Annotated in this window: 17 protein-coding genes; 12 read left to right on the forward strand and 5 right to left on the reverse strand. The window is 60.6% G+C overall.

Annotation, left to right across the window (positions count from 1 at the left end):
- Window positions 1-5 precede the first annotated feature (5 nt).
- Window positions 6-647: a lysoplasmalogenase gene (locus tag HKN06_02360; GenBank protein ID NNF60154.1), complete on the forward strand. Its 642-nt coding sequence runs from the start codon at window positions 6-8 to the stop codon at window positions 645-647.
- Here HKN06_02360 and HKN06_02365 read toward each other — a convergent pair.
- The gene (locus HKN06_02365) at window positions 644-2,614 is read right to left on the reverse strand and encodes a tetratricopeptide repeat protein (protein NNF60155.1); all 1,971 of its coding nucleotides are present in this window, start codon (window positions 2,612-2,614) and stop codon (window positions 644-646) included. The two genes, HKN06_02360 and HKN06_02365, sit on opposite strands and share 4 nt — an antisense overlap.
- 499 nt (window positions 2,615-3,113) lie before the next feature.
- Here HKN06_02365 and HKN06_02370 point away from each other — a divergent pair, with 499 nt between their 5' ends.
- From HKN06_02370 to HKN06_02380, 3 genes are read left to right on the forward strand one after another with little or no spacing between them, the layout of a single operon-like run.
- Window positions 3,114-5,084, forward strand: a complete 1,971-nt coding sequence (locus tag HKN06_02370; protein ID NNF60156.1) for a DUF4384 domain-containing protein — start codon at window positions 3,114-3,116, stop codon at window positions 5,082-5,084.
- Window positions 5,085-5,088: 4 nt separating this feature from the next.
- Window positions 5,089-7,326, forward strand: a complete 2,238-nt coding sequence (locus HKN06_02375) for a CHAT domain-containing protein (protein ID NNF60157.1) — start codon at window positions 5,089-5,091, stop codon at window positions 7,324-7,326.
- Between the two features lie 14 nt (window positions 7,327-7,340).
- The gene (locus HKN06_02380; GenBank protein ID NNF60158.1) at window positions 7,341-7,814 is read left to right on the forward strand and encodes a hypothetical protein; all 474 of its coding nucleotides are present in this window, start codon (window positions 7,341-7,343) and stop codon (window positions 7,812-7,814) included.
- 30 nt (window positions 7,815-7,844) lie between these two features.
- On the opposite strand, the gene HKN06_02385 is transcribed toward HKN06_02380, so the two are convergent.
- Window positions 7,845-9,182 carry a hypothetical protein gene (locus HKN06_02385; protein NNF60159.1) on the reverse strand — a complete coding sequence of 446 codons (1,338 nt, stop codon included), beginning with the start codon at window positions 9,180-9,182 and terminating at the stop codon, window positions 7,845-7,847.
- Between the two features lie 362 nt (window positions 9,183-9,544).
- Complete coding sequence (locus tag HKN06_02390; protein ID NNF60160.1) at window positions 9,545-9,925, reverse strand: hypothetical protein; 381 nt, start codon at window positions 9,923-9,925, stop codon at window positions 9,545-9,547.
- 126 nt (window positions 9,926-10,051) lie between these two features.
- On the opposite strand from HKN06_02390, the gene HKN06_02395 reads away from it, so the two are divergent.
- Both HKN06_02395 and HKN06_02400 read left to right on the forward strand, forming a co-directional pair.
- The gene (locus HKN06_02395) at window positions 10,052-10,429 is read left to right on the forward strand and encodes a VOC family protein (GenBank protein ID NNF60161.1); all 378 of its coding nucleotides are present in this window, start codon (window positions 10,052-10,054) and stop codon (window positions 10,427-10,429) included.
- On the forward strand, window positions 10,380-11,399 hold the full coding sequence (locus HKN06_02400; GenBank protein NNF60162.1) for a threo-3-hydroxy-L-aspartate ammonia-lyase: 1,020 nt from the start codon (window positions 10,380-10,382) through the stop codon (window positions 11,397-11,399). The genes HKN06_02395 and HKN06_02400 overlap by 50 nt, the downstream gene beginning before the upstream one ends.
- Here the strand turns inward: HKN06_02400 and HKN06_02405 are convergent.
- On the reverse strand, window positions 11,382-11,996 hold the full coding sequence (locus HKN06_02405) for a hypothetical protein (protein ID NNF60163.1): 615 nt from the start codon (window positions 11,994-11,996) through the stop codon (window positions 11,382-11,384). The two genes, HKN06_02400 and HKN06_02405, sit on opposite strands and share 18 nt — an antisense overlap.
- A 293-nt stretch (window positions 11,997-12,289) precedes the next feature.
- On the opposite strand from HKN06_02405, the gene HKN06_02410 reads away from it, so the two are divergent.
- Window positions 12,290-12,871, forward strand: coding sequence for a hypothetical protein (locus tag HKN06_02410; GenBank protein ID NNF60164.1), 582 nt, complete (start codon window positions 12,290-12,292; stop codon window positions 12,869-12,871).
- 176 nt (window positions 12,872-13,047) lie between these two features.
- Entirely contained in the window at window positions 13,048-14,886 is a 1,839-nt protein-coding gene (locus HKN06_02415; GenBank protein ID NNF60165.1) for an SLC13 family permease, read from the forward strand.
- Here HKN06_02415 and HKN06_02420 read toward each other — a convergent pair.
- Window positions 14,880-16,955 (reverse strand): hypothetical protein, encoded by a 2,076-nt coding sequence (locus HKN06_02420; GenBank protein ID NNF60166.1) that lies wholly within the window; start codon window positions 16,953-16,955, stop codon window positions 14,880-14,882. The genes HKN06_02415 and HKN06_02420 overlap by 7 nt on opposite strands.
- Before the next feature lie 381 nt (window positions 16,956-17,336).
- On the opposite strand from HKN06_02420, the gene HKN06_02425 reads away from it, so the two are divergent.
- From HKN06_02425 to HKN06_02440, 4 genes are read left to right on the forward strand one after another with little or no spacing between them, the layout of a single operon-like run.
- Entirely contained in the window at window positions 17,337-18,725 is a 1,389-nt protein-coding gene (locus HKN06_02425; GenBank protein NNF60167.1) for an anthranilate synthase component I family protein, read from the forward strand.
- A complete protein-coding gene (locus HKN06_02430) occupies window positions 18,725-19,297 on the forward strand; it encodes an aminodeoxychorismate/anthranilate synthase component II (protein ID NNF60168.1) in 573 nt (190 codons plus the stop codon). The genes HKN06_02425 and HKN06_02430 overlap by 1 nt, the downstream gene beginning before the upstream one ends.
- Window positions 19,297-20,370 carry an anthranilate phosphoribosyltransferase gene (gene trpD, locus HKN06_02435; GenBank protein ID NNF60169.1) on the forward strand — a complete coding sequence of 358 codons (1,074 nt, stop codon included), beginning with the start codon at window positions 19,297-19,299 and terminating at the stop codon, window positions 20,368-20,370. The genes HKN06_02430 and trpD overlap by 1 nt, the downstream gene beginning before the upstream one ends.
- Window positions 20,367-21,188, forward strand: a complete 822-nt coding sequence (locus tag HKN06_02440) for an indole-3-glycerol-phosphate synthase TrpC (GenBank protein ID NNF60170.1) — start codon at window positions 20,367-20,369, stop codon at window positions 21,186-21,188. Before trpD ends, HKN06_02440 begins: the two co-directional genes overlap by 4 nt.
- Window positions 21,189-21,191 lie beyond the last annotated feature (3 nt).

A 21,191-nucleotide genomic window follows, 5' to 3' on the forward strand; every position in this document is an offset into this window, starting at 1 on the left:
CTGTCGTGGGGCTGATTTTCATGCTGACCGCGGCAGCATTACTTGCCGCTGGCGCAGCGATTGTGTCGCATTACGCGCAGCGCACGGCGTTGCACTATGTGTTCAAGCCGCTCGCAACGCTGCTGATTGTCATACTGGCGCTGCTGTTGTTGCCATCGACACCACCATTGTATGGCTGGCTGATCGTGGCCGGCCTGCTGTGCTCACTTGCTGGCGACATCTTCCTGATGCTTCCGCGTGATCGTTTCCTCGCCGGGCTAACCGCTTTCCTGCTGGCGCACTGGTGCTACATGGCCGCATTCCTGCAACGCACTCCGGATCCCAACGTGATGCTGTTGCTGCCGTGGCTTGCAGCTGCTGCGGCCGTGCTGTTCGTATTGCGCCCGCCCGGCAGCATGCGTTACGCGGTGGCCGTCTACGTCGGCAGCATTGTCGCAATGGCCTGGCTGGCTTTCGAGAACTGGCGACTGGCAGGCGCGATGCTCGCCGCGGCTGGCGCCGTGCTGTTTGTGTGCTCGGATTTTCTTATCGGGCTGCGACGCTTTCGTGGCAGCTGGCCCGCGGAACGCGCGCTGACGCTCGGCACCTACTTTCCGGCACAGCTGCTGATCACCCACTCGATGGGTTTTTCAGGAACAGTTCACTAGCTGCTTTCCTGCGGTAGCAGGCGGGCAAAACGCTCGACATTCCTGATCGCCCTGAGGTCCGGATCCGAGGCGAGGAACTGGCGGTACTGTTCATCGCTGCTTACTGCCTCGGTCAGCGCATCGATGGCATTGTCCTGGTTGCCCAGCTTCAGCTGCACCAGCGCATGGTAGTAAAGCGATTCGGGAGCGCGTTGAGAAATGTCGACCGAACGAGCGGCCAGTCGTGCCGCCTGCCGCTCATTGCCGAGATGAGCGTGGTACAGGCCGAGCAGACCCATCGTGGTCCAGTCAGATTCGTTTATTTCGAGGTTCGCCGCAGCCAGACCGGCAGCGCGTTGGTAGGCATCTGCTGCCTGCTGCTCGCTGCCCGGCACGAAACGATACGACTCGGCCAGCCGTCCCCACAGCCGATGGTCGTCGGGCGCCAGCTTCAGCGCTTGCAGCTGCATGTCGACTGCATCTGAAAAATTTCCAGCGTAGTAATAACGCAGCCCCATGTTGGTGTAACCCTGCCGGGTCGGTTTCAGTTCGAGCGAACGGTCCCAGGCCGCGCGGGCCCGCTCAGCGTCGCCCATCATCCAGTAAGCGGCCCCCAGGGACCCGTAACCCGCGGCGCTTTCCGGCGTCAGTCTGCTGGCAATGCCGTAGTAAGTGGCTGCATCCTCGTAGCGGTCGGTGTTGTAGTAAAAATTGCCAAGGGCTGAATGCGCGCGCCAGTAGTTTTTCTTGAGATCTACAGCACGGCGGAAATCAGCCTCGGCCTCAATGCGGCGGCCTTTGGCCATATGAATTTTGCCAAGCTCTATATAGGCATCGACCGCGGTTGGCGCGATGCTGATTGCTTCATGCAGCTTTTCAGCCGCACGCTCGTGCCAGCTGCGGATGCGATACAGCGCGCCCAATGCAATGAGCGTTTCGCTGCCAAGTTCCGGTTCCAGCGCGGCGGCCTCGTCGCAGGCTGCCTGGGCGCGCTCGAAATCGCTGGTGCCATTTGATTGTTGATACAGCTGCAGGTGGGTTTCACACAAGCCGGCATAAGCACGCGCAAAGCCGGGGTCTATCGCTACCGCATCGCTGAACAGCTTGCTGGCAGCGTTCAGCACATCAACATCGCGCGGGCTGCGCAACCGCTCCATGCCCTGCAGATAAAAGACATAAGCGTCGAGGTCCTCGGTCGGCTTCGACTGCAGCCGCTCCTCCGAATCGATTGACAGCACTATTTTCAGCTCGTCGACTACGGCGGCTGCAATTTCCTCCTGGATGGCAAAGATGTCTTCCAGGTCGCGGTCGTAGGTCTTACTGAATGCGTGATACCCGTTCTGACCATCGATCAACTGCGCCGTAACGCGTATCCGCTTGCCGGTACGCCGTACGCTGCCCTCGAGTACATACTTGACCGCCAGCTTGCGCGCCACGTCGCGGATGTCGACGTTCTGGCCGCGAAACTGGAATGATGAGGTGCGTGCCGCTACATTCAGTTCGCGTAACGCAGCGAGCAGGTTGAGTATTTCTTCCGCGAGGCCACCGGCGAAAAACTCCGGGTCCTCCGCGTTACCGAAATTGTCGAAAGCCAGTACCGCGATAGAGTTTGCCGGAGCGTCCGCGCCGGGTTCGATGTCCTCCAGCAACGCCTGGGTCGCGCTCGGCATGTCATGGAATATTTTCACGCCGATTGTGTAGGCGCCTATCAGCAGCAGGGCGCCAACTGCGGCAACGACGACGTAGTCGGTATTCTGTTCACTGCGATCGCTTGCGCCACCACGCCACAGCGGCAGGTCAAACATCAGCCCTTCCGGTTCGATGCGAATGATCCAGGCGATAAAGAAAACCAGCGGGAAGCCGACCACCGCCGTAACGATCAGCGCGCGCATGGTCCATTCCGGGAAGCCCAGCGGCGGCAGCGTCACCTCGGCAATCTGCAACACCAGCCAGGCGCCAACCGCATACAGCGCAACGACCCGCAGCACTTCGCGTCGGCGAATCTCGGCAATGATGGCTTTGATCAGGTTGATGGCATATCCCCGCGCCGTAGTGATCGATGCTTCATCAAATTTATGAGTATAGCCGAGCCCCTCGGCACCACGCTCGGTGAAAAGTCAGGGCATTCAATATCATAAAACCTTTATGCATATTGAATCAGGCATCAGCATTCTCGCATTTAGACTGTGACCGAACTAATCTCAAAGAACAAATCAACAAAGGGGGTTGTGACGATGTCGATGATGATGCCACCAGGTCCGCCGGATGAGCGACCGGGGCCACCCGATGAGAGGCCCGGCCCACCCGATGAAAGACCGGGTCCGCCTGACGAAAGACCGGGTCCGCCGGATGAGCGCCCGGGCCCGCCCGATGAACGACCGGGGCCACCCGACGAAACCTAGCCGGACAACGGCCAACTGCTGATCGACAGGCCTTGCCGGGGCAAGCCCGGCGGGGCAGTCAGCTATTTGTTAGGAGACAGAACGCATGGCCAGGCGACACGCTGTGCTGATTGGTGTCAACAAGTACCCCAATCTCGCCCATATCGGTAACTACGATCTGCATGGCTGCGTCAATGACGCAAAGCTGATAAAGCAGATCCTGGTAGAGAAGTTTCACTTCGATGCCGGAGATATTGTTGAACTGCACGATGAGCAGGCAACCCGCGAGGCCATCGTCGGGCAGATGAACCGGCTGGTTGACGAAGTCGATAAGGACGAGGTTGTCGTATTCCATTTCAGCGGTCATGGCTCGCGGCGCCGCAGCCGCACCGGTGGTGACGATGAGGCCAAGGACAGCACCATCATGCCAAACGACAGTGGCCGCGACCCCAGGCCGAATCGCGATATTTCCGATATCGAGATTAACGACTGGCTCGGCCGGCTGGTGCAGAAAACGCGCTACATTACGCTGACATTCGACTGCTGCCATTCCGGCACGATGACGCGTGATGCATTCGCCGATACGGCGCGGCTGGTAGTTGACGATGACCGGGCGGTAGAAGCCATGGGGCTGGAGTCAGCTGATGCTGCGCCGCTTGATCGCAGCCATCTCGGTCCCAGCGGCTTTCTCGCCGTCAGCGAATCCTATGTGGTGATGTCCGGTTGCCGTGATAATCAGCTGTCGCGCGAATTTTCGCTGGAAGACAAGGGCCCGGAATTTCGTAATGGCGCGCTGACCTATTTCCTGACGCAGGAACTGTTGCAGGCAAAGCCCGGTACAACCTATCGCGATATTTTCGAACCGGCCCGCCTGAAGGTGCTGGATCGCTATAAGGGCGAACAGACGCCGCAAATCGAGGGTCGTCAGGACCGCGAGATTTTCGGTGTGCGCGATATCGAACCGATCCGTTTCATTCCGGTCGACAAGGTCGATGGCGACAACATTACGCTGGCTGGCGGTGCCGCACATGGGCTGCATACCGGCTCGATATGGGCGGTTTACCCGCCGGGCACCAAAAGCACAACGGATACCGCTAGTCTCGGGATGGTAGAGATCACGAAGGTCGATGCGCTGACCACCGATGGCGTGCTGCGCGAAACAAATGGCGCGATAGAGCCAGGCGCGCGCTGCATCGAAAGGGTGCCGGCGACATCGCAGTTCCAGCTGAAGATTGATCTTGGCGCGCTGAACGATGACCAGCGCGCGGCGCTGGCGCCGGGCATCGAGGAGTCAGCGCTGCTGACCCTGAGCAACAATCCTGCAACCGCCGATATGCGTGCCTATGTAATCGCGCCACGTCAGTCGGCAGCGCCTGATGACCCGGTGCCGCAGCTGGTGTCAGTTAACCAACCGACCTGGGCCATGGTCGACGCTGCAGGCGAGCTGTCCATGCCGCCACACACCACCGATGAAGACGGCATTATCAGGCTGCTGATAAAGAATCTCGAGACGCGGGCACGATTCCGCAACGCGCTCGGGCTCGACAACCCCGACAGCAACCTGGATGTCGAATTCAACCTGTACCGGCATATAACAGACGACGAGTGGGAAATGATTAACGGTGGCGAGGCGATTCTGGATGATGGCGGACGAATCTCATTCGAGGTAATAAACAATGAGAAGGAGCCGGTTTATGTCAGCGTTCTCGATCTGGAAGCGACCGGCGCTATCTCGTTGCTATATCCGCCACGCGGCACCAGCGAACTGATCGAACCAGGCAAGACCCTGCGCGTCGGTCGCGGTGACCAGGTGTTGCGTCTGGCGCTGGACGACAGCGTGCGCGGCGAAACCGGGCAGGAGACGCTCAAGGCCATCGTCACCAGTGACGAATCCGATTTTCGCTGGCTCGAGCAGGGCAAGACGCGCTCGGTGGGCCGGTCGCGGCTGAAGCAGCAATTTGAAGCGGCGTACGACGGACCGACAACCCGCGCGGTAATAATGGAGACAAAGGACGATCCGGACGATGACTGGAAGGCAGTTAACCGGACATTCCAATTGAAACGCAAGTTGGTATGACGCTATGAAATATCATGATTTTCGCATTCGCATAGAGGCAAAGCGCGACGATGGTTACGACGTCAGCGTGGAATCACCGGCCGGGAGCGCGGACGAACACATCGTGCTGCCATTCGATGTGGAAGAAGCCATAAACCAGCTGCACAATATGGGGCGTGCGGTGCGCGGTTCAGGCGCGACGCAGCGCAAAGTAGTCATGGAAGGGCCGGAGCCGGTGAAGCCGTCCGAGTTTGGCGCACAGCTGTTCAATGCGCTGTTTACCGGTCGTGTTGGCAAGCTGTACAACGCCATGTCGCGTGACCTGCAGGATCCTTCGGTCGGTTTGCGTATCAACCTGCATCTCAATCTCAACGACGCCGGTGTCGGCAAGCTCGCCGGGGTGCCATGGGAATACGTCTATGACGCGGACACCATGGACTATCTCAACCTGAGCAAGCAGACACCCATCGTGCGTTATCTCGACGTGCAGCGTCCCAATACGCTGCAGCCGCTGGCCGGCAAACTGAAAGTGCTTGTGGTGATGTCCAGCCCGAAAGGTGAGCACCAGCTCGACCTGGCCAAGGAGCGCCAGCTGATCGAGAGCATCTGGGGTGATGATGACGACGTCGAGCTGACGGTAAAGGAACACCCCACGCCAAATGCGTTGCGCCAATGGCTTACCAGCGACGACTACCACGTGCTGCACTACATGGGGCACGGCACCCATGATGAAAGCACTGGCGTTGGCGCCCTGGTGCTGGAGGACGAAGAACAGAATGCCAAACTGCTGGATGCGGAAACGCTGGGCACATTCCTGCGTAATGCGCCGACGGTGCGGCTGGCTTTCCTCAACGCCTGTGACCTGGCCAAGACCGACGAGGACTCGCCGTTTTCCGGCGTGGCCAACCGGCTGGTCATGGCCGGCCTGCCGGCAGTGGTCGCAATGCAGTTCCCGATTTCGGACGAAGCCGCAATTGCGTTCGCGCGGACTTTTTATTCACGCCTGGAACGCGGCGTTGCTGTCGACGAGGCAGTTGCTCACGGGCGCAACGCGATTCTCGCTGACCAGCCCGGCTCGATGGAATGGGGCACCCCGGTTCTTTATATGCGCACCCCGGACGGCCGGCTGTTTGACAAGGGCGAGGACCCGGCCGACGCGGAGCCTGTCGCCGTTACGCCCGCCCCGGCGACGGGGGCGGTTGCCGGAACCGACGGCATCCCGAAAAGTAATATCACCGCAATTGCCGGCGGTGCAGGTGTACTTGCGCTGATAGCTGCTGCGGCAGTGTATTTCCTCCTCGGCACAAGGGCCGCGCCGCTCGATTTCGAGAGCAGGGAGGTCGAGGCATACATCAATGAACCGCTGACGCTGCGTTTCGGACCGACCAGTCCGCCGGAAGACAGCAGTCACCTGGATCGCTACGACGTCGTGGTCAGCGCACCCAATGCGAACGACCTGAGCGTCGGGGAAACTCAGGAAGTGGATGGCTTCTGGCGCGCCGAGCTGACAGCATCGGCAGCCGGTGAGTTTGAGGTCATGGCGACCGTAACCGACACAAACAAGCCGGAGGCAGAGCCACGCAACAAGGCGGCGAAGGTTAATGTAATAGTCAGTCCGACAGTCGAGTCGGCGTTCAGTGAAGCGGTCAACGGGGTCGAGAATGAGCAGACCAGCACCGCCGCAGCGATCGAAGCGCTGACCGGGGTAGAGGCGCTCGGCCTTTCGGCACAGATGCGTGAACAGCTGCTGGCGCTGAAACAGCCATTGACTGCCTTGAGTGAGTCGCGCCAGGCGGCCGACGCGGCTTTCGATAGCGGCTCCGCCACGCTGACCGACAAGATCTCGGCCTACGAGGCATGGATAAGCGATTTCTCGGCGGCGCGGAACTTTGAGCCGGCGCCCGAGCTTCCCTATGTAACTGAAGCGCTGGGCCGGCTGGAACAACTGCAGGGTCGAATGAACGTGGCAGGTTTTTCGGTTTGCCAGGCTGCGGCACCTTGTTCCGGCGAGACAAGTTTTGGCGCCGGCAGCCGGGTTTACTCGGTGGTAGAACACACCGAAGCCGAACAAGGCAGCGGTGTGGCGGTTCTGTTCTTTCTCGAGTCCGATCCGCCGAAGATGGTGAAGGAACGAAAGTTCAGCCTGCAGGGCAACACACGCACCAGCGACTGGACCATACTGTCGCAGCCGGGGAGCTACACGGCGAGACTCTATAATTCAAACGGTGACCTGCTCCGGCAGCAGGCTTTGAAGGTCAACTAGCACAAGGTCGAGTCATGTCCAGATCCATAGTCGACAGGACGGCGCCGCGGGCTGCCGCCAGCAGCGGTATGCGTGGCGTTCCCGATGCCGAATTTACAGCGCCGACCGCGGAGGAAGTCGACACCTATGCCGACAAGCTGTTGAAGCTCATCCCGGCGGAAGTTATAGGCGTATACCTGGCAATGACATCTATTCTTGATGGCGCCACCAGTGTGCATCCGCCGGTGCCCTGGCTGGTATTCCTCTTCGGTATCTTCGCAACCTGGTTTTACCTGCGCTTCACGCTGAAGGTAACCGAGACACGCCAGCTGCTGTTAACTTCGCTGGCATTCATTGTCTGGGCCTTCACCATCGGCGGCCCTTTCGAGTCGCTGGACTGGTACCGCGAGGCCGGCGGCACCTATGCCGGCCTGTTACTTGCGGCCTACACTTTCATCGCTCCACAAATCCGAATCACCAACAAAACTGACGCTGCGCCTGCCGGCTGAGCCTGCAAAACCCGGCCGGCAGGCGTATGTTCAGAACTGCCAGCCGTAACTCAGTTCCAGCTCGAACTGGTGCATTTCAAACTCGACACGCTGAGTCGGATCAAAACTGTTTAATCCGGCGACCCTCTCCTTCGGCGCATAGAGAACCGCCCCGCTTATTGCGCCTCGGCCAATCCGCCGACTGAACCCGGCCGTAAAATGCTCTTCGATCACCCCTGGCGCGAGAATATTAAATACTACTTCGGTTTCCGGAATCGGTTGACGACCGTGGCTGACGCCGGCGCGCAGGGTCAACGCGTCGCTGGCTCGCCATTCGCCACCCAGTTTGATGGTCGTCACGTCGCGCCAGCCAAAACCGGCACCGCGCCGACCGCCCAGGCACGACTCGATATCGCTGCCGCCCGCCCCTGCAGTCGGGCAGTTGAAAATTGCACTGATCGGATTACCCACAGCAGCAACGTCGCTGTACCAGGTGTGCTCGACATCCAGGTGCAGGCTGAATGCGTTGTCCGGTGACCAGCTCAGGGCAACCCCCGCGCTTGCAGGGATATCGAAATCACCCGATTCTGCGAACAGATCGGCATAGTTGTCGAACTCGGTCATATAAACCCTGCTCTGGTAACTCAGGCCCACGCGGACCGTTGGTGTTATCAGCGCATTGATGCCGGCTCTCAGCCCGGCACCCCAGGACAGGTCATGGCCACGGTCTGACAGGTTTTCCGGTAGTGCTGTTCCACCGCTGGCCGCAAAGGAGCGCGTGAAGGGTGCGAAGCTGGCCACACCGCTTGCCTCGAATCGCTGTACGGCGAGTACCGTTGCCAGGCCCCAGGCAAAGCGGTCGTTTTTCCTGCGTGCGTAAGCCAGTTCGACAAATGCCTGTGCCAGGTCTACACCGGCCGCCCCCGCACCATAGGTGCCGGCAAAACTGCCAACCGGTGCCGGGCCCGGCCCGTCCGGATCGAAGCTGGCGTTGCCACCCTGCCAGGAAGTGTTCATGCCACCGCGGCCATAAAAGGCCAGCCCGAAAGCGTGCCGGTCATGATTCCAGGTGCGCGCAAGGTGCGGGATGACGAACCCCTCACGGGCGCTGTCAATTGCGTTGGGTCCGATGGTAAAGGCGCCACCGTTGCCGCCGGCCTGGCTGGCGGAAGTGGTGTAACTGCGACGCGGGCTGAACAGCCCGGCGCCGGCCTCGAAGCCGGATCTGACCAGCACCGCGCTGGCCGGGTTATTGGCCAGCTCGATCGCGCTTGCCGGCTGCGCGCTGCCGGCACCGGCCATCCCCTTGTTCCTGGTTCCTTTGCCGTGAGTGAAATAGCCGTTGGTTGCCGCCGCTGGCAGTGCCAGAAGCATGGATACCAGCGCCACAGAAAGCATTGAAGTGATTTTCATCGTGTTGAACCTGCAAGTAAAAAACGAACAGACGGACGCCGCCGCCTCGCGTGGGCTTAGGGCGACGCGAACAGGTTCAGTAAATCGGGAAAGTCAGCTGGACCGGTGCGCCGCCTGGATACAGGCGCAACAGCAGTCACAGCACATCGCCGGCCGGGCGGCCAGCGTGGAAGCAGCAGGTTTCCGGGTGGAAAGCTTCATAGAGTCGATTAATGCCGGAATTGCGAATGAAAGTCAAATCACCGCCCGGCCCGCACCAATGAAAAGCCAGGCAGCTGGCGGTGTAGCCGGCCGGCTGCCTGGCTGCGTCTGAACGATTCCGACAGCTTGCTTACACTTTATTTTCGCGACTTCAGCTGTTTAACGATTTCTTTTTCCATCTTTGCTCGCCCGGCTATTGATTGCAGCGGAATCACTTTCCACGAGAAAACGCCCCATGCCGGCAGGTCACGCAACATGCGGTCGACTTCGTCGTGACTGCCGGCTTCAACAATCAGGTAAAACGTGCGTGAACCTGCGGGCAAGCCGCCGGTGATGATTCTTTTTTCCGCCTGCATTGCGGCGAACGTCGGCAGGATGCCGTTTTCCAGAACCATCAATACTTCTTTGGGATCAGTGAAACCCGGCCCTTCGCTGGTCTTTACAAGAAACAGGTCAGCCGAGGCTGCTCCACACCACAAAATGCCTGTCAGCAGTGAGGTTGCAATCGATAGTTTCATGGTTATTCCCTCCGGGAAAGCGCAAATGAGTGTTGTCTGAGCGTAGCTCAAGCCCCGGCGCCTCGCCACGCAGCGCAAGTGGCGCGTGCTACATTTACTTAAGTGCCCAATGGTCGAGGTGGTGCGTTGCAACTAAACCAGGTCACGCTGCCGACTGTCGATCTGCCACGGGCTGTCGATTTCTATAGCCGGCTGGGGCTTAAGCAGATCGTGGCGACGGAGCACTACGCCCGATTCGAATTGCCCGATGGTGATGCAACCCTGTCCCTGCACGTGGTTGAAAAGAGCGAGCCTTCGCAGGCAATAATCTATTTCGAGTGTGAACAACTGGACCAACGTGTAAAGGAGCTGATTGTCGCTGGAATAGAGTTTGATACCCCACCGCAGGACCAGCGCTGGTTGTGGCGGGAGGCCCGCCTGCGCGACCCTGACGGTAACCGTCTTTGCCTTTACCATGCGGGCAAGAATCGCAGGCATCCACCGTGGCGTATCGGCAGTGACTGAGCAACACATAGACGTTGAAGCCTTCTGCATAGAGATAGAAGCCGCTGCCGGACGGCTGGCGGATATGGCCAGGCTAACGCCGGTCATCACTTCACGCACGCTCGATGAATTGACCGGTGCCGAAATCTTCCTGAAATGTGAAAACTTCCAGCGCGTTGGTGCATTCAAGTTTCGCGGTGCCTGCAACGCGCTGTGCAAGCTTGACGATGCACAACGCCGCCGCGGCGTCGTGACCTATTCATCCGGTAATCATGCCCAGGCGCTGGCTTGTGCCGGCGGTCTGCTCGGCTCGCCGGTCACAGTGGTCATGCCAGTCAATGCACCGGCGGTAAAACGTGAGGCGACTGCTGGTTATGGCGCAGAAATAATCGCGTACGATCCCAACAGGGAGTCACGCGAGAAGATTGGGCGCAAACTTGCCAGCGAGCGCGGGCTCACACTGATACCACCTTATGACCATCCCGACGTGATTGCGGGGCAGGGCACCACGGCGCTTGAGTTGCTGCAGCAGGTACCGGTGCTGGATTCCATCCTGGTACCAACCGGCGGTGGCGGGTTGCTCAGCGGCACTGCGCTGATCACGTCGGCACGGGCACCGACGTGCAAGGTGATTGGTGTCGAACCTGAAGTAGCCGACGATGCCACGCGCTCGTTCCGTACCGGGCAACTGCAAACCGTTCATAACCCGCCCACCATTGCCGACGGTGTGCGTACGCCCTGCCTGGGTGAATGGACATTCCCGATCGTGCGCGACTACGTTGCTGACATGGTGACAGTAAGCGAAACCGCAATCCGCGAGGCGGTCCGCTTCCTGTTCCAGCGGACAAAACTTGTGGTCGAGCCGTCCGGTGCGCTGGGTGTTGCCGCCCTGCTTTCGGGCGCGTGCGACGGCGGCGGCCGGATTGGTGTAATCCTCAGCGGCGGCAATGTCGATGAAAGGGTTTTTGCCGATCTACTCGCGGGCAGCTGACTGCTGCCCCAGGTGCTGATAGCCGAGAATCGTGGCCGGCAGTAACGTGTCGGTATCGCTGCGGCTGGCCAGACGCAACAGGCCGGCCCAGGCGCCGGGCTGGCTGCAAAAGCGGGTGTGCAGCAGGCCGGGGTAGTCGTGGGCAATCACACGAAGCCTGCTGATCGGCAGCGTGCTGATGATCCGCAGTACGTCCAGCGGCGCGCCAAAACTTAGCCGGGCGAAAAAGCGATTTACGTCGGCCAGGTGCCGCAGGTACATCAGTGCCGACAGAGTAAACAGGCCGATCTCGTGATTGTCGGTGTGGCCGGATATCCTCAGCTCGTCGCCTGCACCGCCAGCCCTTAGTTGCCGCCAGCACTGCACGTTGCAAAGCTTGAGGTCGAACAGCGCAAAGGCACAATCCGCCAGGCGCCGCTTCGCAGCATCGCTGAGACCGGCCAGGGCAGATTGCTGGTCGGCCGGCAACAACGCATGGCCGTTCACGCGGCTGGTAGCCAGGTCGAGAAATCCGGCGTTCAGGCTGGCCAGCTCCGCCAGGATATGCCGGCCCAGTTCCGGCTCGATGACATCGCCAGTCAGATCGACGCTTCCCATAAAATACCCTCCGCAGCTGTCAATTTTGTGCCAGTCACACTGGCACGATTTTTGTGCATTGTGCCATTGACCCTCTTAGCGCACACGCTCGATAACTCTATGAACCAAAGAGTTTTTTATACTAATTAGCGCAACAGGGGTGATAAAACATCCCCAAATACAGCGTCTGCAGCCGGTCAATTTGGAACAAATTTTCGCCTGAACCTAGCATATCTGAGCATTTTGGAACAAATGTAATCGGGACAGCATGGAGGCGCGGGAGTATCACTGGTCACCCAGGAGGAGGGAACAGGATGAGAATCAGCGACAGCCGCTATGCCCGCGAACGCAATCAATTCGAACTGGCCATGCGCATGATCGCCTACGAGGCGCGTACCTGCACGATACGAACCTGCACCGGGCTGTCTGACGACCGCATACGAAAAATCTATACCACTTACTTCAAAGCCGAACCAAAAATCAAAGTGCGCCGGCAACGCGGCAAGCCGCCCACCCGTATTTCGGTGTATGTAAAAAGCCGGCTCCACCAGGCTGAAGCGACAACGCTGGGGCTGCTGTACGCCGATGCCGGCCTGATCCTGGTGCGTCCGGACCGCCGCGCCGAACTGTTGCTGCCACAAGGCACCGTAGAATACGGCCAGCGTTTCTGCCTGGCCTACGACATGTACTGCCTGCTACACCCTGGACGCAGGATCTGTTTCGAGCGTGCATGGTTCCTGATCGAAGCGCTGGCGCGGGGCGACGAGCTGCAGTTCACCCGCTGTGAGTTGTGCCAGAACATCTATATTCACGACTCGCTGTCTCTCAGGCAGAGCCTGTGCCCGGGCTGCAGCAGCCGGACGTCGAAGAAATCCGGCCGGCAGAAAACGGCGTAGCACCAAAGACTTAAAAAACCGGGCTTCGCTATCAGCACGGCGTCCTTGCTGCCACGGCGGCTGCCGTGATAAACAGGCCCTTCAGAGGGTAACGAGGCGCTGTTAGCGGCAGGGCCGGCAGGATTCTATCCGGCCCACGGGGATGCCGCGCAAGTCGCAATACAGCTTTGCAAGCAATCACACCTGACGCGCACGCAATCTTTGCGTTGCTCCTCACCGTGGGTGCGCTGTTCCTGTTTACCCGGGACCGCATACCACTGGAAAGCTCCTGCCTGTTCGTGCTGGTAGTGCTGGTGCTCGTATTCCAGATCTTTCCGTACGAGCGCAACGGCGTTCCCGTCGCGGTCACCGATTTTTTTGCCGGCTTTGGTCACGAGGCACTGGTAACGATTGCGGCGCTGATGGTCGTGGGTCGCGGGCTGGAAACAACCGGCGCACTGCGACCGGTGGCGCTGTTCATGTCAAAGGGCTGGAAAACCCGGCCGGTTTTTTCCTTCCTGGCCACACTGGTCGTCGCCGCAGCGCTCAGCGCCTTTCTCAACAACACCCCGATTGTCGTGATGCTGCTGCCAATACTGGTCAGCGTCGCGATTCGCAATGCCACGGCCCCGTCGGAAATACTCATGCCGATGGGCCTGGCCACGCTGGTCGGCGGCATGGCCACCACCATCGGCACCTCGACCAATCTGCTCGTAGTCGGTATTGCAGCAGACCTCGGGCTGCCGCGGATGGGAATGTTCTACTTTACGCTGCCGGTGCTGCTGGCCGGTTCTGTGGGCATCCTGTTCCTGTGGCTGATAGCGCCGCGCCTGCTGCCGGAGCGTCGCGCGCCCATGGGCGATACCTCGCCGCGTATTTTTAACGCCGTGCTGTACATCAATGAAGACAGCTTCGCCAACGGTAAAACGCTCTCTGAAGTGCTAGGCCGCACTGAAAACCGCATGGCGGTGTCGCGCATCCAGCGTGGCGAGGGTCTGTTTGTTGCCAAGCTGCCGTCGGTAACGATTCAGCCAGGCGACCGGCTCTATATCAACGATACCCCGGAGATGCTGAAGGAATTCGAGCAGCTGCTGGGGGCGACGCTGCACCAGCCCAGCGGCGAGAAGCTGAGCATCGATCCGGAACACCTGCCAACCGAGCAGGACCAGCAACTCGCCGAGGTGGTTGTGACGCGTGGCTCGCTGCTGCATCACCGGACGCTTAAATCAACCCGTTTCACTACCCGTTTCCGGCTGGTGCCGCTGGCCATTCACCGGGCGCGCACTCATGTTGTCGACACCGGTCGCGGTATTGACGAAATCCGGCTGCGTGCCGGCGACGTGCTGCTGGTGCAGGGCTCGCCGGACCATATTAACGGCCTCAAGCGCGGCGGCCAGATGCTGGTGCTCGACGGCACCACCAACCTGCCGCACACGAAACGTGCCAATACCGCGCTGGGAATAATTGCGTTTGTCGTGATATCGGCCGCAACCGGGTTGCTGCCCATTTCGGTCAGCGCGTTAACCGGCGTGGCGCTGATGATCCTGACGCGCTGCATCGACTGGCGCAACGCGGCCGGCGCGCTGAGTACGCCGGTCATATTGATCATTGTTGCCAGTCTCGGGCTGGGCATAGCGCTAATGCGCACCGGCGGCGCGGAATTTGTCGCCCACCTGTTCGTGGCGATGACGTGGGGGCTGCCGGTGCCGGTTGTGCTCAGTGGCTTGATGCTGCTGGTCGCGGTGCTGACAAACGTGGTGTCAAACAACGCGGCTGCGGTGATCGGCACGCCCATTGCTGTAAGCGTGGCAACAGAGATCGGTGCCTCGCCCGAGGCTTTCGTGCTGGCAGTTCTGTTTGGTGCCAACATGAGCTTTGCCACGCCGATGGGTTACCAGACAAACCTGCTGGTTTTCAGCGCCGGCGGCTACAAATTCTCCGATTTCCTGCGCGTCGGCATCCCGCTGACAATTATCATGTGGCTGGCCTTCTCACTGCTCATGCCGTTCCTGTACGAGCTGACGCCCGCTCAATAACCCGGCGCAAGAACAATACTTCGCAGCACGCTTGCCGGGTCATCGGCCGGCGTCACTTTCAGGCCGGCATCTGAAACAGTGTGGATGTAGCTGTCCGTGCCGTCGGTCATGATGATCGAGCGCAGCGGATTGGCAGAAAACCACAGGCCGGGGTAGTCGCAATTTTCCGGCGCATCCGGGCAATACGCCTGGCTGACCAGGTCGTTGTGATTGATGCGGCCGATTTCGCTAATGCCACCGACGACATCGATAGCGAAATAGACAAAGCCGTTAAAGCTGCTCTGCCAGTCAAACTCATAGAATGAGTAGGGCAGCGACAGCAACCCGCGTGGCGCATAGAAGTTGAAAGCCCGATAGTCATAGGCCGCCGGGCTCCAGCCCGCCCACGGCAGGTCGCTCTGTTCCAGTATCCAGGTATGAGCGAGCCGCGGCGCCGCCAGGTCAGCCACGTCGAAAATCCGCAGCGCCAGCGGCCCCACGTTGCCGTCGGCGTCCGCATCGCGGCCAATTGTAAGGAGGTGAGATTCTCCGACTGGCTGCATGTAGGTGGAAAAACCCGGCAACTCCAGCTCACCGGCCAGACGCGGGTTCAGCGGGTCCGCCAGGTCGAAGCTAAACAGCGGGTCGATCTGCCGGAAGGTGACGACATAGCCGCGCTCGCCGAGGAAACGCACGGCAAATATGTCCTCATCGGCTTCGAAGTTCTCTACCGCACCGGCCACGACGAGGTTACCCGCGTCGTCATCACGCAACACGAACAGGTGGTTGGTCAGCGCGAAGTCTTCCGTCGCGTCATCAAAAACCGTTTCGTTCGTGGCCACGCGCAGGAAGCCGTCGTGTTCGCTGAAGTGAAGATTGTTATAGGCCTGGCCGGCAACGACGCCAGCCGCGCGAAACTGCGGTGCGCCTACACCGATGGAATATTTGTAAACGGCCGTTTCGTCGGCCTGCAGCGGGTCCCACCACCAGCCGCGGCTGCTCTGCGCCAGGTAGGCATCGCCTTCACTGGCATAAACCGTGCTGACATTATTTACCAGCGCAGCACTGTTCACGTTGCCGCCGTCGCTATCGAAACTGGATATCATCGAAAAGGCCGGTTCGATATCGATTTCCGGTGCGGCAAGGTCAGCGCAATCGAGCGGGGCGGCATTGCCGTCCAAACCGGTGGCGTGCGGCAGGTACGCAGCGCTTTGTGCCGCAATTGACGCGGAAATCCGCTGCCGCAGCGCCGCGGTTGCTGCGGTGAGTTCGTCTTCGTCGTCGGCCTCCTGCGCGGCATGCCATTGCCGGATCAACTCCCAGCCATTATCTGCGTAGAACACACCGGGCAGGAACAGTGCGGTGTGGGTAAACAGGTGTACCCGGCTGCCGTTGCGGCGTGACGCCAGCGGGTAGCCATCAAACTGCAGCGTGCCGGCGATTACCGGCGCCGCCGGGTCGCTTATATCGACAATCCAGACGTTGCTTACCGGCTTGCCCGGTTCGGGCAGGCCCAGGTAGTCCTGGCCGACGATTACCAGCCGCTCCGCAGTTTCATCCAGCAGCATCTCCTGCGGGTACCCCGGCCCGTCCAGCTGCAGCTCGGCGATGATGTTGGCCTGCTCCGGCGGGAACCCGTCGACCACCACCAGCCGTCCGGCGTTCAGCACATACACGTTGCCAAACGAATCAGCCTCGACCAGGTCACCTTCATCGACGCCGGGTTCCTGGGTGTTGGTCTGCGATACATCACCGGGGGATGCGCTGGCATCGGCGGCCGGGGCCGGTGTTTCAAACGCCACGACGTCGATCGGGCACCAGCCGAACGGGCACGGCTGGTCCTGGGTGACCGAGGTAAAAAAAGCATCAGTGAGGTATGCGATGTAAGCGTCGCAGTCCGCAAAAAACTGCGGCACCACTGCCCGCCGGTCGACCCGCTTGCTGTTTGGTACCGGCTCACCGCCGGTGGGTGGCGGATCATTGGGCGAATCATTGGGCAGATCGGCCGGACTGTCACCTGAGGAGTTGCCGGAACCGCAGCCCGCGAGCAGCAGCACCAGCGCCAGGCTCGTCAGTATTGATCGGGTCATTTCATCCTCATACACCCCGGCGGGGTGCGCGGGGTCCGCTGTCTATAGCCCATTTTCGCAAATTAGCGCTGCGGCTGCCGTGCGCTGGTCGTGGCTGCAGACAGGGACGACAAACCCTGCTTTTTTGGCTGCCCGGGTTGTTTTTCCACCAGTGGAGCGAGTTCTGTCAAATCAATCCGGTTGACCCGCGCCGGCCGTGCGGTTAACAATCGGGGCGTGAAGTTTGTGTCGCGAAAGTTATCCCTTGCCACCAGCTGGCGCTGGCGCCAGCAACCTGGGATGGCTGTACCTGTCTGACGGGTCAACACGTACTTCGCAAAACGTTGACAGCCCATCCCCGCCAACCGGGGATGGGCTTTTTTTATCGTACCGGCAGATTCTATGCAGCCACCATTCGACATCGCCGCTGACCTCGACACGCCGGTTTCGGCGTTTCGCAAGCTGGAGCCGTTTCAGCCGCATTTTCTTCTGGAAAGCGTGGAGGGCGGGGTCAGCCTGGCGCGCTACTCATTCATCGGCTTTGGCGATGCGCTAAACCTGCGCTTGCGCAATGGCGAGCTGCAAATCAACGGCGCGGCACAGGCGCTGGAACCGGGACGTGCGGGCGTGCTCGATGCGTTGCGGCAGGCGCTGGAACAGGCGCCGCGCCCGGGGCCGCACATAGACGGCCTGCCGTTCCACGGCGGCCTGGTTGGCGTGGCGGCTTATGACCTGGTGCGCTACTTTGAGCGACTACCGCAGAGGGCAACACCATTGCCACGTGTCCCGGATGCTGCTTACACGGCAACCTCATCGCTGCTGGTTTTCGATCACCTCACCCGTCGCGTGGCGCTGTTGCATGACGGCAGCGAAGCGGAACGTAAAGCCTTGCGCACAGAAGTTATCGAGGCGCTGCGTGGCCCGCTGCCGCCCGCGGTCGGGCCTGCCAGCGTCGAATCGGCGGTGGCCAGCCTCAGCGGCGAACAGTTCAACTCGCTGGTGCGCAAAGCACAGGATTACATCGGTGCCGGCGATGTGTACCAGATAGTGTTGTCCGTGTGTTTCTCCGGTCAGACCGACATCGATCCGTTTGATGCCTATCGCGCCCTGCGCCTGCTGAACCCGTCTCCTTATATGTATTTCTTCCGCTTCGGCGACGCCGCGGTAGCCGGCTCATCGCCCGAGGCACTGGTTCGGCTCGATGAGAGCGGTCGTGCTTCGTTGCGGCCCATTGCCGGCACCCGGCCACGCGGCAACGACAATGAGCAGGACCGACAAAACGAGGCTGACCTGTTGGCAGATCCGAAAGAAGGCGCCGAACACGTCATGCTTGTTGACCTGGCGCGCAACGATCTTGGCCGGGTAGCCCGGCCGGGGACGGTAAAGGTCAGTCCTTACCGCAATATCGAGCGCTACAGCCACGTAATGCACATCGTCAGCGGCGTGAGCGGGCAGCTCGACGCTGATTGCGATGCCTTCGATCTGTTCGCCGCCGCATTTCCCGCCGGCACCCTGGTCGGTGCGCCAAAGGTCCGGGCAATGGAGCTGATCGACGAAAATGAACCGCAACGGCGCGGTCTTTATGGTGGCACTGTCGGCTATTTTGCCCACGGCGGCAGCATGGACCAGGCAATAGCCATCCGTACGCTGGTCTTTGACCAGGGCAACTACAGTTTCCAGGCCGGTGCCGGTATTGTCGCCGACAGCATTCCGCAGAAAGAGTACGAGGAAGTGCTGGCCAAAAGCGCCATACTGCAACGCGCACTGAAGATCGCCGGCGAGGGCCTGTGATGGCGAAGCTGCTGCTCATCGATAACTACGATTCGTTCACCTACAACCTGGTACAGGCATTTGCAGTGCTGGGCGCCAGGGTTGAAGTGCAGCGCAATGACGCGATCGGGGTCAATGATGTTCTGGCAACCGGGCTGACCCACCTGGTGATCTCACCCGGTCCGGGCCGACCGGCCGATGCCGGCATATCGATGGCAGCGATCGAGCGTTGCGCCGGCAAGGTGCCGGTGCTTGGCGTGTGTCTGGGGCACCAGTCGATCGTCGAGGTTTTTGGCGGGCGGGTGGATTCGGCCAGCACCATAATGCACGGCAAGAGTTCGGCGGTGCACCACGACGGCAAGGGCGTATTCGCGGGCCTCGACCAGCCGCTGGAAGCCGGTCGCTATCATTCGCTGGCCGCAGTCGAACTGCCTGGCGTACTCGAGGTCAGCGCGCGCACCGACGATGAAGAGGTCATGGCCGTGCGTCATCGTGAACTGTGCATCGAGGGTGTGCAGTTTCATCCGGAGAGTGTGTTGACGCCGCAGGGCGACAGGCTTCTGGAAAATTTCCTGAAAATGGAGATTACGTGATGACCGATACCCAGCGCCTGGATGCCAGCACCGCCCGCAGCGACGAAGCTCATCGCGTCGCAAAACAGGCTCTTGCCGATCTGCTCGATGGCGTTGATCTTGAACAGTCGCGTGCGGCCGAGCTGATGCATGCGCTGACAGAGCCCACGCTGCACCCGGCGCTGGCCGGAGGCGTGCTGGTGGCGTTGCGGCAGAAAGGCGAAACGGCCGCAGAGATTCGCGGGTTTGCCAACACCATGCGCGAACTGGCAGTCGATCCGCAGATACCACCAGGCGCGCCCGCAGTCGATTGTGTCGGCACGGGTGGCGACGGTTCCGGCAGCTTCAATATTTCGACCGGTGCGGCGCTGCTGGCCGCCGCTGCCGGCGTGCGGGTGATAAAGCATGGTAACCGGGCAGTATCGAGCAAGAGCGGCAGTGCCGATGTGCTCGAAGCGCTCGGTTTGCCACTGCCGCTCAACGAACAGGATGCCGTGCGCTGTCTTGATGCCACCAGCTTTACTTTCCTGTTTGCTCCGTTCTATCACCCGGCGATGAAAAGCATCGCACCTGTGCGCGGCGCGATGGCAGTGCGCACCGTGTTCAACCTGCTGGGGCCATTGTCGAATCCGGCCAGGCCACCGTTTGGTGTAATTGGTGCTTACAGCCCGGAAGCAGCCCGACTGATGGCGGACACGCTGGCGGGCATGGAGATACAGCGTGTGTTCGTGGTGCACGGCGAACCGGGCTGGGACGAGGCGACACCGGTCGGCCCGTTTCAGCTTTACGACGTGCGCCCGGGTCGCGTACACCAGGAACGCCGCGACCCGCATGATTACAAGATCGAACGCTGCGCGCCCGAGCAGCTCGCAGGCGGTGATGCCGCCCATAACGCCGAAAAGATGACCGCAGTTTTTCATGGCGAGCTGGGGCCGCACTACGACGCGCTGACACTTGGCGCCGCGTTGTTGCTCGAGGTCAGTGGCGCAGCCAGCGGGCGTCGCGCGTCGCTGGCGCATGTGCGTGAGTCGATAAACACAGGTCGCGCGGCGACGCTGCTGAAAAAACTGAAAGGTTTTGGCGATAGCCTGTGAGTGATTTTCTCGAAACCATGCGCGCCTCTTCCCTGCAGCGGGCGCGTCATGCAATGGCACAGCGCCCGCTGAAAACTGTCGTCCAGGCGGCGTTACAGCGACAGGCAGCACCGGCGCTGACGCCCAGTGCAAAGGGTTTTGACATCATTGGCGAGGTCAAACGCAGCTCGCCGGCGCACGGCGAGCTTTCCGCTGAAAGTGTTGATGCGCTGGTCGACCGTGCCCGCGCCTATGCGCGTGCCGGTGCTGTTGCGGTGTCAGTTCTGACGGAGCCGCAGCGTTTTGGCGGCGACCTTGCCCACCTGGAAAAGATCGCTCACGGGCTGCATCCGCTGGGTGTGCCGGCGATGCGCAAGGATTTCATTGTCGACGTCTACCAGGTGTGGGAGGCGGCTGCGGCCGGCGCCGGCGGCGTTCTGTTGATACTGCGCCTGCTCGACGATTTCCAGATCAACAGCATGATCGAAGCCGCGGCGCGGGCAAAGATGTTTGTGTTGCTGGAAGCGTTTGATGGCAGCGACCTGCGGCGGGCACGGAATTTCGTGCAGGGACACCCGCAATTACTGGTCGGTCTCAACGCGCGCAATCTCGCTACACTGGAGGTGGAATTCGAGCGTCTGCCACAGCTGGCCGGCAAATTTCCGCCCGGCTGTGTGCGTGTTGCCGAAAGCGGCATGGCCAGCAATGAGCAGGTACGCGAAGTCGCGCAAGCCGGGTATGCCATGGCGCTGGTGGGCACCGCGCTGATGAAGCAGCGGCAGCCAGCGAAGTTCCTGCAGGACCTGCTCATTGCGGGTCGCAGGTCGATTGCCGGATGAGCC

The organism is Gammaproteobacteria bacterium, assembly GCA_013003425.1.
GTDB lineage: Bacteria > Pseudomonadota > Gammaproteobacteria > Steroidobacterales > JABDKV01 > JABDJB01.

Excerpts from the sequence above, each read along its gene's own strand:
- HKN06_02370 (NNF60156.1), top strand. The coding sequence starts at position 3,114 with ATGGCCAGGCGACACGCTGTGCTGATTGGTGTCAACAAGTACCCCAAT.
- HKN06_02375 (NNF60157.1), top strand. The coding sequence starts at position 5,089 with ATGAAATATCATGATTTTCGCATTCGCATAGAGGCAAAGCGCGACGAT.
- HKN06_02380 (NNF60158.1), top strand. The coding sequence starts at position 7,341 with ATGTCCAGATCCATAGTCGACAGGACGGCGCCGCGGGCTGCCGCCAGC.
- HKN06_02390 (NNF60160.1), bottom strand. The coding sequence starts at position 9,925 with ATGAAACTATCGATTGCAACCTCACTGCTGACAGGCATTTTGTGGTGT.
- HKN06_02400 (NNF60162.1), top strand. The coding sequence starts at position 10,380 with ATGCGGGCAAGAATCGCAGGCATCCACCGTGGCGTATCGGCAGTGACT.
- HKN06_02405 (NNF60163.1), bottom strand. The coding sequence starts at position 11,996 with ATGGGAAGCGTCGATCTGACTGGCGATGTCATCGAGCCGGAACTGGGC.
- HKN06_02410 (NNF60164.1), top strand. The coding sequence starts at position 12,290 with ATGAGAATCAGCGACAGCCGCTATGCCCGCGAACGCAATCAATTCGAA.
- HKN06_02420 (NNF60166.1), bottom strand. The coding sequence starts at position 16,955 with ATGACCCGATCAATACTGACGAGCCTGGCGCTGGTGCTGCTGCTCGCG.
- HKN06_02425 (NNF60167.1), top strand. The coding sequence starts at position 17,337 with ATGCAGCCACCATTCGACATCGCCGCTGACCTCGACACGCCGGTTTCG.
- HKN06_02430 (NNF60168.1), top strand. The coding sequence starts at position 18,725 with ATGGCGAAGCTGCTGCTCATCGATAACTACGATTCGTTCACCTACAAC.
- trpD (NNF60169.1), top strand. The coding sequence starts at position 19,297 with ATGACCGATACCCAGCGCCTGGATGCCAGCACCGCCCGCAGCGACGAA.